Here is a 13,895-nt window from a genome sequence, read left to right on the forward strand (position 1 = left end):
TTGTATCAAACAACACTCTCATTTCAGGCACAGATAATCCCAATGCAACAATTGCGAGGACAAACTACCGCAGCTATGTCGCAGGGCTTGCTGCAGACGTGCGTGCTACTGCAGAAAGCCGCTAAATAAGGAATGAGATTATGCGATCAAAATTACTGGTCACACTGGCAGGACTGACACTCGCGGCGCTGTTGTCGCCTTTTGCCTTGGCGCTGGACGAAGAGGCACAAGCCGCAAAAGATGAAGGTATGCGGCTGTGGGGTATTCACCAATGGGAAAAGATGCAGCCTCCGCTTGAAATTGCGGCTGAGGCTGGTGATATGGAAGCAATGTATTATTTGGGCGAAGCGAATAGACTCCTCAGCCGCGGGCTTTCACAAGCCGCGTTGGACTGGTATTACCAAGCCGCACAACACGGTGACCCCCACGCAATGCTGCGCTTGTTTGATGGTGGCGCCTGCGAGCTGGGGGACGTCTGCCCGGAAAACGGTGACGACTGGCCCCAGGCAGCGTTGGAACTCACCCTGCCCAAGGCCGAAGCAGGCGACCCCGAAGCCATGGCCGCGCTTTACGATATTTATTACTACGTTAAAGAGCCCGATGAAGATGAGGCAATGAAGTGGCTACGGCGTGCCGCTGAGGCGGGCCATGTGGAGTCCATGCATTTGCTGGGTGAGAGAGCCCGCAACGACGATGAAGGTTACGCCAACGATACCGAGCGTTTGGAAGCCGCTGAGGTGTGGTTTCGAAAAGCAGCAGAGGGAGGTTATGCCCCCTCTATGAATGATCTTGCGGTAGTTTTGAGTCATCTAGGTCATCACGAAGAAGCTTGGGAGTGGATGAGCAAGGCTTCAGAAGCAGGACATATTAATGGCAGGCAATGGCAAGCATCCTGTTATATCGAGCCTGAAGCCAAAGGGCGTGAAATGTGTCAAACACAAAAGGATCCTGCTAAAGGTTGGGCCATTATGCTGGCTAGGAACGAAGAAGTGCCCGGCACGTCTTCAGAGCGAGCGTTACGAGTCTATCGGGACAGCATCACTCCGGAACAACGCGAAGAAGGCGAGCGTATGATGGAAGAGTGGCTAAACCGTGAGCCGCCGCTATCCTATTTTCCCAAAAAGTTTGGTTACTGATTTTGTTACTAAAACGATCAACCATTCTGGCTATGCTAGTAAGTCTAACGCTTACAGCGCTCATGCTACCTTCAGTCTGGGCGCTGGACGATGAGGCACAAGCCGCCAAAGAGGAAGGCATGCGACTCTACGGTATTCGGAAAGCCGATTCAGCGATTCCTTATTTAGAACAAGCGGCTGAAGCGGGTGATGTCGAGGCGATGTATTACCTGGGCGAGGCGAACCGCCGCTTGGTGATGGGAGGCATGAACCAAGCCGCCCTGGATTGGTATCACCAAGCCGCCCAACACGGAGACCCTTACGCCATGCTGCGCCTGTTTGACGGTAGTGCTTGCGAACTGGGGGATGTGTGCCCGGAAAACGGTGACGACTGGCCCCAGGCGGCGTTGGAGCTTACTCTGCCCAAAGCCGAAGCAGGCGACCCCGACGCCATGGCCGCGCTGTACGATATTTATTACTACGTTGAAGACCCCGATGAAGACGAAGCGATGAAATGGCTACGGCGCGCCGCCGAGGCGGGCCATGTGGAATCCATGAACTTGCTCGGAGAGATAGCCCGCAACGACGAAGAGGGTTACACCAGCGATACTGAGCGCCTGGAAGCTGCGGAGTATTGGTTTAACCAAGGAGCTGAGCTTGGTTACGTGCCCGCCATTCACAACCTTTCTCTTAATTTTATGGAGTTAGGATAACCTGAGCAGGCATGGAGATGGATGCAGCTAGCATCCAATAAAGGACATGTTGATGCACGTTTAGGAGTTGGCTGGTGCTATCTAGAGCCTGAAAGGGATGCGCTATGTCAGAATAATAAAGACATTGTCAAAGGTGTAGGGATTTTGTCTGCTTTAAGGCAAAAAGCTAATATTGAAATGGTGAAAGGACTTCTAGATAACTTTAAATCGCAACTTGGCGACAATCAATTAGCCGAAGCCGAAGCTATTAAAGATGAGTGGTTAACAAAAGAGCCTTCGCTATCACAGTTCCCCGAGAAGTTTGGCCCGTAATGTTACCAAAAAGATCAAACCTACTGACCACATTGTCAAGACTAACACTCGCGACGCTGTTATTGCCTGCGGCTTGGGCGCTGGATTAAGAGGCACAAGTCGCCAAAGAGGAAGGCATGCAACTGTGGGGTATCCACCAGTGGGAAAAAATGCAACCTCCGCTTGAGATCGCAGCAGAAAACGGTGATGAAGTGGGTATTTGTGTTCTTCTGAAGTGTCGCTTCGATGAATTGCAGAGGCGGGTTTATAACTCCCCTCAGAATCCACAGCAGCAATAGAAGTCTTGAAAGCATGCAAGTATACACAAACTGAACCTGAGCAAGGACATGTTGAGATGTCCATTGTTACTTAAAACCCTATAACCATAGACAGCATCAAGGATGTGAAATAAATGAAATCTTCGATAAAGTTTATCACCATGTTATTTCTTGTTTTACTTTTGTCAGGATGCTCAAAGGAGGAGCGTGAAGCAAACCGTCTTTATAGGTCTTTAATGGAGGATATATCGGAAATAGACGCGCTGGAAAATGACGCTTCTATCAGCGATAAACTTGCTGTTTATAGCCAAGCGAGGTACAAGCTTGAAAGAATTCGTACGCGGTATGCGGCTACGAAGAAAGGGAAAGAGATTCTCGAAAATCCTACTTTTTCGTCTGGCCAATCTGCCGAAGATATACTTTCAGAGGCGCTTTCCCTAGAGGATAGAGCATCTGAAGAGCTCTCTGAAAACCAAATAAAACTTATTATAATTAGTGCTATTTCTACACCAGAAATTCGAAATCATCGTTTGGAAAGTCATGGGGTTTCTCTGGCTAGACAAGGGAATATTGAAGAAGCAAAGGCAATCCTTCCTGACCTCCTTAACTCTCTCAGCAAAGCAATCGTCCAGCTTGAAATTGCTAAAGCATATTATCAAGAAGACGATATCGAAGCCGCCAAAAGCATCTCATTAGAAGCTCATGACAAAATTTCTCAGTATAATTTAAATGAGAATATATGCAGTACAGTAAGCTGTGATAATGAGGAAGCAAGAAAAAGGCTTGTAGAGACTGAATTACGTCGATTTAGAATAGAACTTTATTCATCATAACACCGTAAAGCATCTTGCGCTAACAACTTCCGGTTGACGCTCAACCAGCGAGCTTTTTAAAAACATGAAAGTCAAGACCATTTTTTTCCCATATTAGCGGTGTTTTTGGTATCAATATTTTTATACATGCAACCCAAAGGCCCTCCCCCGCCCCCCACCATGGTCAGTTTCATAGAAGCCATTAAGGATCAGGATCATGAGCAAGCGACATTGTACTTGCTTTCATCTCACAATAGGGAGATATATCGTCAGGCTTATTTGGAACAAAACAAATTCGATGAAAACGATCACTCTTACCAAATGGATTTTGATGGTGCATGGCCATCTTATTCGAAAACTAGCCGAACTACCACTGACCCAAGAGAGTGGATCGAAGATGAAATAATACAGCTTAACTGGATGGCCAAAAACCTTCGCATTAACTGGAAAAAAATGCATATAAAGGAGTGTAAAGAATCTTACCAATCTAGACAAAAGTTGACATGTGAGTATTCAAACAAGGTATGGTTTTGGTCATTAGACAGATTCCACAGAATCTATGAAATGAAATTAAGTTATGATTATGAAGAAGACCGGATTATTTCATACTGGATTCACCCACAAGATTAAATTAAATAGCAAGCGCTCTATTAATCGAGTCTGAACAACGTGAAGAAGGGCGAAGGCATGATGGTGTTAACTATGCGACTAACTACGCTAGCTAAGCTGGTAGGATTAACGTTAACTACGCTAACGTTATCTTCCGCCTGGGCATTGGACGAAGAAGCGCAAGCTGCTAAAGATGAAGGTATGAGGCTCTACAATGCCCTTCAGCGCGAAGAGAGCATTCCTTATTTAGAAATAGCGGCAGAAGCGGGCGACATAGACGCAATGTTTTATCTTGGTAAAGCGAGCCACTCGCAGGAGTGGTACTACCGTGCCGCGCAGCAGGGCGAACTCTACTCCATGCTGCTCTTACATGATGCATGTGAAAAGCAACAATTATGCCCAGACGATGGTGATGACTGGGTCGAAGCAGCAATCGCAGATGCCCTGCCTCTAGCAGAAGCAGGCAACACAAATGCAATGTTTGCGCTCTACCCGCTTTATGCCACCCGAGGGTACGATGCTGAGCCTCAGTATTGGCTGGAAAAAGCGGCTGAAGCAGGAAACGTGGAAGCACAATTCAAGCTGGCAGGGCGAGTCCGCGATGGCCGTGCAGGCTATCCAGACGATACTGAGCGCCTGAACGCAGCAGAGCAGTTATATCGTAGAGCAGCGGAAGCGGGTTATCCACGTGCCATGAGTAGCTTGGCGCGTTTTCTACATGACCAGGGGCATGATGACGAGGCTTGGCAGTGGATGGTGAGGGCTTCTGAGGCTGGGCATATCAATGCTAGACAATGGCTTGCTTATTGCTATATAGAGCCTGATGAAGAGAAAAACGGCATGTGCCAGACGGAGAGAAATCCCGCTAAAGGCTGGGCCATTCTTCTTGCCGTTAATGAAGAAGCGCCGAACATACATATCGAGAACGCACTAAGCTATTTCGGCGACAGTGATGAGATAACCCCGGAACAGCGCGAAGAAGGTGAACGCATGATGGAAGAGTGGCTCAATCGCGAACCACCTCTCTCCTATTTTCCAATGAAGTTCTTTGGGCCCTAACGGTATTAAAAACGACCAAATCTACTGACCACACTGGTAGGACTGACACTCGCTACGCTGTTATTGCCTTCGGCCTGGGCGCTGGATGAAGCAGCCCAGGCCGCCAAAGACATCTGATAGTAACATGGCTGAATTAACGATCTGCCGCGATGTTTAAAGTGCCTGTTACTGCTGCCCGTTTTCCTCAAGCCACTCTTTTAAGAACGCAATTTCACTCTCTTGAGCAGCAATGATCTCTTCTGCTAGCTGGCGAATCTCGTCGTCTTCGCCGTGCTCCAGCACAATTTCAGCCATGGCGATGGCGCCCTCGTGGTGGGGGATCATGCCTTGCGCGAAATCGACATCGGGGTTGCCTGTGAACGCCATTGCCATGTCTTCATGCATTCGATCACTGGCGGCTTGGTAGGCGGCTACGGCAGGGTTGTCGACGTGGGTGTCAGTAGTGGTACTGTACTCGCCGTGGCTGCCATGGTGACCGTGCTCTTGGGCATAGACAGACGGCGCGATCAGCACTCCAGCTACTAAACATGGGCTTGCAGCCATTTTCAATGCAGCGAGTGGTCAGAAAGTGGACAACGGGCTGTTGGCATAAATCGGCATAACAGTACCCTTATCAGCAATAGTGGTAACTAAAGTTTAAAACCTACAGGCAGCGCACAGGTCAAGACGTGCCAAGTGGGTTACCCTGTAAAGCATCACCCATACATGCATTGGAGAGCATATGGACTGGAACCCGGCTTATAGCTGGCTAGTACTCGCTTTATTGCTGAGTTTGGCAGAGCTAAGTTCTGGTGCGATGGTGCTGCTCGCACTGGGTATTGCCGCGGCGCTAACGGCGGCCGTTACTGCACTTGGTTTAACGCTTCCCTGGCAACTGCTCAGCATGGCGATTTTTACCGGAATATTGTTGCCGATATCCATCATGGTGATTCGTCCGCGCTTCTCTCCGCGTGGAGTGGCTTATGGCACAACGGGCACAGGCGTGGAGAAAGGCAATCACTACATTACCCTTCGCCGCGATTTTGATGATGCCACGGGCATTAAAGTGAACGGCGATTTCTACCGTTTACGTGTACTTGATAACGGTGAAACCGCTTTACCCAGCGGCACCTCGGTCGTATTCAGACGTTTTGAGGGCACCACTGCACTGGTCACGCTACATCAGCCCGCAGATGTCGACTCTCAAGACGACAATTCCCAACGCAAGGAGCCCTAAAAATGGATTTACCGATTAGCCCAGGCTTAATAATAAGCCTTATTATTGTTGTGATCGCGGTAGTGATCATCTCTAAAGGCCTGATCATTATCCGCCAATCTGAAGTAATGGTGGTTGAGCGTCTTGGCTCGTTCCACCGCGTGCTAGAAAGCGGTATTAACATCATTATTCCGTTTATCGAGCAGCCCCGCGCGATCACCATGCTGCGTTATCGCAAAATGGGGGAAGACTATACCGCCATCACCACAGACGAAACCCGTATTGACCGCCGCGAAACGGTAATGGATTTCCCAGGCCAGCCGGTCGTTACCACGGATAACGTCACCGTGCGTATCAACGGTGCGCTCTACTACCAAATCATCGACCCTAAGCGGGCCGTTTATGAAGTAGAAAATATGAGCCAAGCCGTAGAAGTACTGGCCAAAACCACACTGCGTTCGGTGGTCGGTAAGATGGAGCTGGATAAGCTGTTTGAGTCCCGGGCTGAAGTGAATAACGAGATCCAGGCGGCGATGGAAGAGCCAGCCTCCAAATGGGGGGTCAAAATCTCGCGGGTCGAGGTGCAGGATATTGCTATGCCGGAAGAGGTGGAAACCGCTATGCGCCTACAAATGGCTGCCGAGCGTAAGCGCCGTGCGACCGTTACAGAAGCAGAAGGTGAAAAATCAGCAGCGATTGCCATGGCCCAGGGGCAGCGTGAATCTTCAATTCTAAATGCCCAAGGTGATAAAGAGTCGGCGATTCTGCGCGCTCAGGGCGAGCAAGAGTCGATTAAGCTGGTGCTTAGTGCCATTGGCGACAGCGAAGAGAATAAACGCACAGTTGTGGGCTACCTGCTTGGCCAGAGTTATATCAAGGTGTTACCCAATATGGCAAAAAATGGCGAGCGCGTTTTCGTACCTTACGAGTCCTCTGCTCTGCTGGGATCGATGGGTATGTTCCGTGAAATGGCGGGCTCACCTGAGGATACCGTGGCTAACCACCTTAAAAACCGCAGCGACAGCGACTTTCGCAGCGGGATCGTAGGCGGTGCTGCCAGCGGTCACTAATCGCGTTAGCAATGCGTACGCTGAAAAAGTGATAGGCCGGGCCACTGAGTGGCTCGGTTTTATTTTTCCCTAATGGCAAATAACCGGGCGGCTCAACGTTGAAGTAGATGTCATCGCCTAAGCTAAGTTTTTAGGTAAACTGTTAGTGGTTCAAGCCTATAGATCTTCCACAGCATCCACGCGAGGTAATCAGCCAAGTGACTGCATTGATGAGTAGATTGAACGCTACCCGTAGATGAGGACTCTCACCATGCTGCCCTGTGGGTTAGTCTTACGCCATGGCATTCTGCTAACGATGGCCTTTGTCATGCTGTTGGTGTTTTCTGTTGGCCTTCAAGCCGACACCTCTTCTCAACCACTGCAAAGCTGGGAGTATCGCTGGGGTGACTCTCCTTTCGATGCTGATAACCACCCCCAATGGCTGCAAAGCGACTCAACCGAGTGGCAAGCGATCGATACCCCTTCTAATCCACCCGGTCGCAACGGGCACGAACACCTCTGGCTACGCACTACAGTGCCCGCCGGTGATTGGAGCGATCCTGTCCTTTTTATCACCAGTATTAATTTGATTGGGCAAGTTTATCTAGGCGACGAGCTCATTTATCAATATGGTGAATTTGACGATCAAGGCAAAGGCGATTTTGCGGGTTGGCCCTGGCACATGATCGATCTACCCGAGAATGCCGCCGGTCAGACGCTCACCTTCCGCTTCTACTCTTACTACACCAGTATTGGCTTATGGGGCCAAGTTCAGATAATGGAGCGCATTGAGGTTCTAAAACAAGTTATCCACGACTCCACCCAGGATCTCGGTGTCAGTGCGTTGGTATTGGTACTCGCTATCCTGGCCACTATTTTCGCGCTAATAGGCCCCGAACGACGCGGCTTTGGGTCAATTGCCTTGTTTGCCTACGCTTCGGGGTTAATGCTGCTGGCTGAGACGCCTGCTCGTCAATTCATTGCCGATGGGCCACTCGCCTGGGACACGCTGCGCGCAGGCAGCTATTACACCTTGCCAGTGGCATTAGGCTTGCTACTCAGCCACTGGCTGGAAGGCACCGCTAGGCGTTGGATAACTCACTTGTGGGTTATTCACTTAGCGTACTTGATTCTTGCAATTGGTTTGGTTCAATTGGGGGTCTTGAGCCTTTCACTAACCTTCCCGGTCTTTGATGTCATGCTAGCCTTTACGCTTCCCGTGATGTTGGCGCTTGCGCTCATGCGTTTTAAAAGGCTCAGCCTTGAACAACGGCTTTTAGTAGTGAGTTTTACCTTTTTTGCCCCGCTGCTGTTGGCCGACATGGCGGTCGCCCACGGTTTTGTAGGCTGGCGTAGTGTGCCTTTGAGCTATGGCACACTGGCTTTTTCTTTGGCTAACGCGGCTATTTTTCTGTGGCACTACCGGCATACACAGCAACAGCTTGCGATGGCCAATGAGACCCTTGAGCAGCAAGTGGCTGCGCGAACCGCCGACCTTGACCGGCTAGTTCAAGAACTGGAAGGACTCTCACGCAAAGACCCGTTAACAGGCCTGCATAACCGACGCCATTTCGACATGGCATTTGAACACCAGTGTCAGCGAGTTAAGCAGCATGCCAGTCAACTTTCCGTGCTAATGCTGGATGTGGATCATTTCAAACAGATTAACGACGATTTTGGTCACGATGCAGGAGACGCTGTACTGGTCGAAATCGCTCTGTTACTGCGCCACCACCTACGGGATATGGACGTGATCTGTCGCTTTGGGGGTGAAGAATTTATTGCCCTGCTGCCCGCGACCTCTCGAGTTGCTGCTGAATCACGCGCCAAAGCGCTGTTAACATCCATTGCTCATCAGGCATTTGTCCATCAAGGCACCCCACTACGTAAAATCACGCTCTCTTGCGGTGTTGCAACGTATCCTGATCACTCTCAAGACCCTAAGAAATTACTGCGCCTTGCTGATGAAGCGCTTTATCAAGCCAAGCACAGCGGCCGTAACCGCTGTGTGGTATGGGAAGAGACACTTGAAGAGCAGGGGTTTATGCTCGGTAAACAGCAGCCTCAATAATCACTCATGGTATTGGTTTGATTATGCAGAACCCGTCGCCAGAAAGTGATCGATAAACACAGCGTAATCCTGCTCTGTGCAGTCAGCGTAGGCCACCGCCAGTGTTGACACTACCTCAACAAACAGGTCTTCACGACCTTTTAATCGTTGGCAAACGGCCTTTGCAAAGCGTGTTGAGTCACCTTGGTTAAGCGCCTTAGCACCGCGCAGGTGTTCACGGGCGAGAATTTCTCCCCACTGCTTTGCCAGTTTTCTATATGACTTAGCTCCCGAGAGCTTATGGGTCGGAAAGTCTTTCTTGAACGGCGAGCGCTCACGCACCGAAAACACCTTTCCGTTCATGGTTAGCCAACCAAGATAGGCGTCTGGGTGCTCGGCAATGGCGTGGAAGGCAGCTGCATGACGGATGGCTTCGTTGGGAAACAACTTACGCCACGCCTGCTGCTGGTTTTTATCCATTAGTCGAAACGCTTCAGGGGGAACCTGCTCTTTGACATCCAGGATGATGTCATCGTGCTCGTGTTCAACACCACCTTCAATCAAGACGTAATAGCGCTCCACACCTAACGAACCGGTACCTGCATCCAAGCGTCGTGCCGTATCTTTGACGCGGAAATGGTGGGGATCGCTCTCTTTAATAGCGTGTTGCAGCGTTTGCTGATACTCCTGCTCAATTAAGCGGCGGAGTTGGCTGGCCACATCCGCCGGCAGGTTAGCGAGCTTGCCAGGCCGCTCAGCGAAATGGCGGCCTTGCTGCTCATCAAGTGTCGTCCACTTTTCGAGCATGCGAGCACGACTCTGTTTATCGGCCACTTTACTCATAAAGGGCTTTAGTGGACCTTTGGCGCTATCAAGCGTAACCGCTTCCACCGGCTTGCCGTCGACGTGGTCAGCCAGCGTTTGGCAATAGCCCTCTATTAACTTTTTAAGCGCTTTATCGATCGCTTTTGGATCTAACTCCGCGTTTTCACGACCATCAAGCACGGCACTTATGGCCAGTCGCCACAGATCGTATTGGTAGTCGCCAATCAACGCATCGTCGAAATCATCCATGCCATAGCGGACTTGATCATCATGATGACCATAGGCGCCGAAGTTGTAGACATGAGCATCGCCTTGCAGCCAAGTTTGAGTTTCCGGCCAGCCGCCAAACAGGGCAAAGCGCCAATCGTGCCATACATCATTCCAGTACAGATGGTTGCTACCGCGGTAAAAGCGGTAGGGCGACGCAGCCATTTTGGCGTACTTGGCTTGGCGGGTGGCCGCTGGCAAGGTCTTATTCGCCTGATGGGTTGCCTCAATTACCCGCTGAGGGCGGTTATGTCCAGTCAATGCATGACTCATCGAATTACCTTAGTTAATGCACAAAAGTTAATGCAAAAAAATTGATGCAAAAAAACACTTTGTTATAAAGGTAGTCGATAACCATGAATAGATTAAGTCAGTGGCTGCCCTACACTTATTGACTCAAGCGAGTAAATCCACGAGGGGCGGCAATACGAAAAAATCGCTCGATCACCTCCTCGTGGGTAGCCGGTGTCATCAATGAGACCGCCACAAACACCGGTAGGTTGAGCATCAGCCCCCAGAACCCCGCATGTATCCCCAGCGGGTGCGGCCAAAGGGTAGTAAACGCCACGGTAATCAGAAAGCCCGCCACGATACCGGCCATCACGCCTAAGCGAGAAGCGCGGGGCCAAAAGAACATACCGATAAAGGCAGGCAGTACCTGGGAAGCAAACCCCAGCCCCACCAACAGAATCATTACCAAACTGCCGGGCTCGGCAATCGCCAACGGCGCTACCACTAAGAACATAATAGGCAGAATCAGCAGCCGGGCTAGTTTGCCGGTCACACCATCAGAGAGTTTTAACACCGGCTGAAGCACATCTTTGCTCAGCGACAGCGATACCGAGTGAATAAACGGCTCGCTAGAAGACATTGAGGCTGCCAGAGTGCCTGCGCCGAGCAGTCCAACCAGCGCCACCGGTAAGTGTTGCATGGCGTATTCGAGTACCACGGTATCGGCCCGGGCCAGCTCCGGAAGGGAGAAAATGCCGATAAAACCAACAACAACCATCGGCAGAATGACGATATAATAAGTGGGCAACCAAGTAGCGCTGCGACGAATAGTGCGCGCCGAAGAGGCGCTCATCCACTGGGTCCATACCGGTGGCATAAACGAAAACATCGAAACGATGATCGAGGTCGTCCAGAAGCTAAAGCTCATATCGCCGCCCGCGCCGGGCAGAGTGAGAAACTCGCTATGCTCGGCTTGGATACGCTCAAACACGCCCGCAAAGCTCAACCCGCCGGTGGCGCTATGAACGGCCCAGAGGCCAACGGCCCAAGCCACAATCAGCATCAACACGCCTTGAAAGGCATTGGTGCGACCAATCGCGCGTTGACCACTGGCATAGAGGTAAACGGCAATGCAGGCCAGTACCAGCACGACACCTAGCCAAATCGGAATCAAACCGCCGCTCATCACAAACAGAATATAAGCCGAGCCAATGGTTTGCAGCACCGCGTAGGCAATAGAGCCGATCGCCATTACGAGTGCCGCCAGTGCGCCCAGCGCGGGGCTCTGGTAGCGGTCGGAAATGGCGCTTGCCTGAGTCACGTGACCAAACTGTTCACCAAACTGCCACACCTTGGGGCCAAAGTACCACGCTACCAACGCCAGGTAAGCAAGGTAGATCGCTACATAAAATACTGCGACGCCTTTGGAGTAAGCCCAGCCGGGCGCACCCATAAAGGTGTAAGCACTCACACTGCCCGCGGCAATCAACAGGTAGAGCGTCACCGGCCCCATGCTGCGTCCTGCCACGCCCCACTCTTCTAGGCTATTCATGGAGCGCCCTGCCCTGGCGCGTAGGCCAATCACCATCGCAATGGCAACATAGGTCAAGGTAATCAACAGTGGCCAGGGGCTACTCATGGTCGTCTCGCTCCACAATGCGGTTGCCGATCAGCATCACCACCACGCAGGCAAAAATCACCAGGTAGCTCCACACCACTATCAACGGCAGGCCCATCACCAAGGTGGCCCGGTTCACTAACCCAATCACCGGCCACGTACCCGCCAGCACCAGCGCCACGAACGCGATTAACAGCCCCCAGCCCGCCCGAGAGGTAGGCAGCACCAATAATCGTCCCATGAGTATTCCCCTAAGTTTTAAAGACGGTTCTAAAGACGGTTTTTAACAACAGTTTTTTAATAACCGTTTTTTACGATGGTTGTTCTAAACGGTTTTTAAAAACGGCATTATTGTGCCCCCACTTTATCCGTTGGCAGCGTTGGCCAGCGCATGGGTAGCGCCAAGCGCTCTTCAAGCTGTCGCGCCAGCTGGAGTACAAAATGATCCGCAAAACGCGGGCCAACCAACTGCACCCCCATAGGCATATTGCCGCTACTGAACCCAGCGTTAAGGGAAATAGCGGGCTGCTCGCCCATATTCCACGGCACGGTATAGGCAATGTGCTCAAAAGGCTGACGCGGATCATTAGTCGGCGATGGCCACTCGGCCGGAAAGGCGATATTGGGTGTGGTGGGTGAAATCACCGCATCGACCTCATCAAATACGCTTTCGGTAGCGCGTCGCATCATCATGGTTTGCTGGAAACCTTGCACCGCGTCTACGCCACTTAAGCGTGCGCCGCCGTCGGCCCAGGCTAAAATGGCGGGCAATACCTGCTCACGCTCTTCTGGCGAGAGCTTTAACAACTCGCTCCACTGGCGGGCCTGCCAGAAGTGATCCAGCCCATCCAGCATTTCACGGGTCAGCACGGGTGCCAAGGGCACTAGCGTTGCCCCGGCGGCTTCTAACTGCTTGGCAGCCTGCTCGACATGTTGGCGAATCTCATCATCCAACGCCAGCCCACAGCCCGCCTCCATCATCACGCCAATCCGCAGGCCTTTTATGTCTAGCGCTAGGTTCATCCAGTCGATCTCTTCGGGCGGCAGGCGCATCGCGTCGCGCCGATCCGTGCGGGCAAGCGCCGTCATCATAAGCGCGGCATCCCCGACGCTGCGGGTCATGGGCCCGGCACAGCGGCCCACATAATACGGATCTATGGGTACCCGGCCCAGCGTAGGCTTAAAACCGACGACCCCACACCACGCCGCTGGCAGGCGTACCGAGCCACCAATATCGGTACCCACATGCAGCGGCCCAAGCCCAGCGACGGCCGCCGCGCCCGCTCCCGCGCTTGAACCACCGGTATTGCAGGTCAAATCCCACGGATTGCGGGTTAGGCCATGAAAAGAAGAAAGCCCGGATGAGAGCATGCCAAAATCAGGGCAGGTGGTTTTTGCCAACAGCAGGGCATTGTCTTCCGCTAGGCGCGCAGCCGGGGGTGCATCCTCAGTGGCAGCAGCCTGCTCACCCAGCCCCGTGCCCACCGGCACCGGCATCCCTTTAGTGGCAATCAACTCTTTAAGGGTGACCGGAACACCATCCAAACCACCGCTTGGCTCGCCTTTTGCCCAGCGTTGGGTAGACGCTTCTGCAGCTTTAATGAAGGCATCGGGCTGATAGGCATACAGCGCGTTAATGTGCGGCTCCCAGCTGTTGATATGCTCAACCAGGGCGCCTGCTACCTCACTTGGCGAGAACGTATGGGTTCGGTAGCCCGCTAGCAACTGCGTGGCGGTTAGTTGGTATAGTTCAGGCATCACATCACCTTTTGCTGTTGTTGTC

The 13,895-nt window shown here is 51.8% G+C and carries 14 protein-coding genes; 9 read left to right on the forward strand and 5 right to left on the reverse strand.

What is annotated here, in order from left to right:
* Positions 1–140: 140 nt before the first annotated feature.
* The 6 genes from U738_RS20135 to U738_RS20155 all read left to right on the forward strand — a co-directional run bounded on the left by U738_RS20135 (position 141) and on the right by U738_RS20155 (position 4,877).
* Complete coding sequence (locus U738_RS20135) at positions 141–1,136, forward strand: tetratricopeptide repeat protein (RefSeq protein WP_035584681.1); 996 nt, start codon at positions 141–143, stop codon at positions 1,134–1,136.
* 62 nt (positions 1,137–1,198) lie between these two features.
* Positions 1,199–1,828, forward strand: a complete 630-nt coding sequence (locus U738_RS20140; RefSeq protein ID WP_161786299.1) for a tetratricopeptide repeat protein — start codon at positions 1,199–1,201, stop codon at positions 1,826–1,828.
* 21 nt (positions 1,829–1,849) lie between these two features.
* A complete protein-coding gene (locus U738_RS22765) occupies positions 1,850–2,140 on the forward strand; it encodes a hypothetical protein (RefSeq protein ID WP_051912829.1) in 291 nt (96 codons plus the stop codon).
* Positions 2,141–2,256: 116 nt separating this feature from the next.
* Complete coding sequence (locus tag U738_RS23525; protein WP_157693160.1) at positions 2,257–2,418, forward strand: hypothetical protein; 162 nt, start codon at positions 2,257–2,259, stop codon at positions 2,416–2,418.
* Positions 2,419–2,531: 113 nt separating this feature from the next.
* A complete protein-coding gene (locus U738_RS20145; RefSeq protein ID WP_035584684.1) occupies positions 2,532–3,230 on the forward strand; it encodes a hypothetical protein in 699 nt (232 codons plus the stop codon).
* 681 nt (positions 3,231–3,911) lie between these two features.
* Positions 3,912–4,877: a tetratricopeptide repeat protein gene (locus U738_RS20155; RefSeq protein WP_035585697.1), complete on the forward strand. Its 966-nt coding sequence runs from the start codon at positions 3,912–3,914 to the stop codon at positions 4,875–4,877.
* A gap of 165 nt (positions 4,878–5,042) precedes the next feature.
* Here U738_RS20155 and copM read toward each other — a convergent pair whose 3' ends face one another.
* Entirely contained in the window at positions 5,043–5,390 is a 348-nt protein-coding gene (copM, locus tag U738_RS23665) for a CopM family metallochaperone (protein WP_231896820.1), read from the reverse strand.
* Between the two features lie 208 nt (positions 5,391–5,598).
* Between copM and U738_RS20165 the strand changes: the two genes are divergently transcribed.
* From U738_RS20165 to U738_RS20175, 3 genes are all read left to right on the forward strand, one after another.
* On the forward strand, positions 5,599–6,093 hold the full coding sequence (locus U738_RS20165; RefSeq protein ID WP_035584693.1) for an NfeD family protein: 495 nt from the start codon (positions 5,599–5,601) through the stop codon (positions 6,091–6,093).
* Between the two features lie 2 nt (positions 6,094–6,095).
* Positions 6,096–7,142, forward strand: a complete 1,047-nt coding sequence (locus U738_RS20170) for an SPFH domain-containing protein (protein ID WP_035584696.1) — start codon at positions 6,096–6,098, stop codon at positions 7,140–7,142.
* A gap of 250 nt (positions 7,143–7,392) precedes the next feature.
* A complete protein-coding gene (locus U738_RS20175; RefSeq protein WP_035584699.1) occupies positions 7,393–9,192 on the forward strand; it encodes a GGDEF domain-containing protein in 1,800 nt (599 codons plus the stop codon).
* Positions 9,193–9,213: 21 nt separating this feature from the next.
* Here the strand turns inward: U738_RS20175 and U738_RS20180 are convergent, their stop codons facing one another.
* From U738_RS20180 to U738_RS20195, 4 genes are all read right to left on the reverse strand, one after another.
* A complete protein-coding gene (locus U738_RS20180; protein ID WP_035584702.1) occupies positions 9,214–10,536 on the reverse strand; it encodes a DUF2252 domain-containing protein in 1,323 nt (440 codons plus the stop codon).
* Between the two features lie 115 nt (positions 10,537–10,651).
* Complete coding sequence (locus tag U738_RS20185; RefSeq protein WP_035584704.1) at positions 10,652–12,133, reverse strand: sodium:solute symporter family protein; 1,482 nt, start codon at positions 12,131–12,133, stop codon at positions 10,652–10,654.
* Positions 12,126–12,353 carry a hypothetical protein gene (locus tag U738_RS20190; protein ID WP_035584707.1) on the reverse strand — a complete coding sequence of 76 codons (228 nt, stop codon included), beginning with the start codon at positions 12,351–12,353 and terminating at the stop codon, positions 12,126–12,128. Before U738_RS20190 ends, U738_RS20185 begins: the two co-directional genes overlap by 8 nt.
* A 107-nt stretch (positions 12,354–12,460) precedes the next feature.
* Entirely contained in the window at positions 12,461–13,870 is a 1,410-nt protein-coding gene (locus U738_RS20195) for an amidase (protein ID WP_035584710.1), read from the reverse strand.
* Between the last annotated feature and the right edge of the window lie 25 nt (positions 13,871–13,895).

Origin of the sequence: Halomonas sp. TG39a, assembly GCF_000744395.1 — a bacterium.
In the GTDB taxonomy this organism is placed as follows: Bacteria; Pseudomonadota; Gammaproteobacteria; order Pseudomonadales; family Halomonadaceae; genus Vreelandella; species Vreelandella ventosae_B.

Excerpts from the sequence above, each read along its gene's own strand:
- U738_RS20135 (WP_035584681.1), top strand. The coding sequence starts at position 141 with ATGCGATCAAAATTACTGGTCACACTGGCAGGACTGACACTCGCGGCG.
- U738_RS20140 (WP_161786299.1), top strand. The coding sequence starts at position 1,199 with ATGCTACCTTCAGTCTGGGCGCTGGACGATGAGGCACAAGCCGCCAAA.
- U738_RS22765 (WP_051912829.1), top strand. The coding sequence starts at position 1,850 with ATGCAGCTAGCATCCAATAAAGGACATGTTGATGCACGTTTAGGAGTT.
- U738_RS23525 (WP_157693160.1), top strand. The coding sequence starts at position 2,257 with ATGCAACTGTGGGGTATCCACCAGTGGGAAAAAATGCAACCTCCGCTT.
- U738_RS20145 (WP_035584684.1), top strand. The coding sequence starts at position 2,532 with ATGAAATCTTCGATAAAGTTTATCACCATGTTATTTCTTGTTTTACTT.
- U738_RS20155 (WP_035585697.1), top strand. The coding sequence starts at position 3,912 with ATGCGACTAACTACGCTAGCTAAGCTGGTAGGATTAACGTTAACTACG.
- U738_RS20165 (WP_035584693.1), top strand. The coding sequence starts at position 5,599 with ATGGACTGGAACCCGGCTTATAGCTGGCTAGTACTCGCTTTATTGCTG.
- U738_RS20170 (WP_035584696.1), top strand. The coding sequence starts at position 6,096 with ATGGATTTACCGATTAGCCCAGGCTTAATAATAAGCCTTATTATTGTT.
- U738_RS20175 (WP_035584699.1), top strand. The coding sequence starts at position 7,393 with ATGCTGCCCTGTGGGTTAGTCTTACGCCATGGCATTCTGCTAACGATG.
- U738_RS20180 (WP_035584702.1), bottom strand. The coding sequence starts at position 10,536 with ATGAGTCATGCATTGACTGGACATAACCGCCCTCAGCGGGTAATTGAG.
- U738_RS20185 (WP_035584704.1), bottom strand. The coding sequence starts at position 12,133 with ATGAGTAGCCCCTGGCCACTGTTGATTACCTTGACCTATGTTGCCATT.
- U738_RS20190 (WP_035584707.1), bottom strand. The coding sequence starts at position 12,353 with ATGGGACGATTATTGGTGCTGCCTACCTCTCGGGCGGGCTGGGGGCTG.
- U738_RS20195 (WP_035584710.1), bottom strand. The coding sequence starts at position 13,870 with ATGCCTGAACTATACCAACTAACCGCCACGCAGTTGCTAGCGGGCTAC.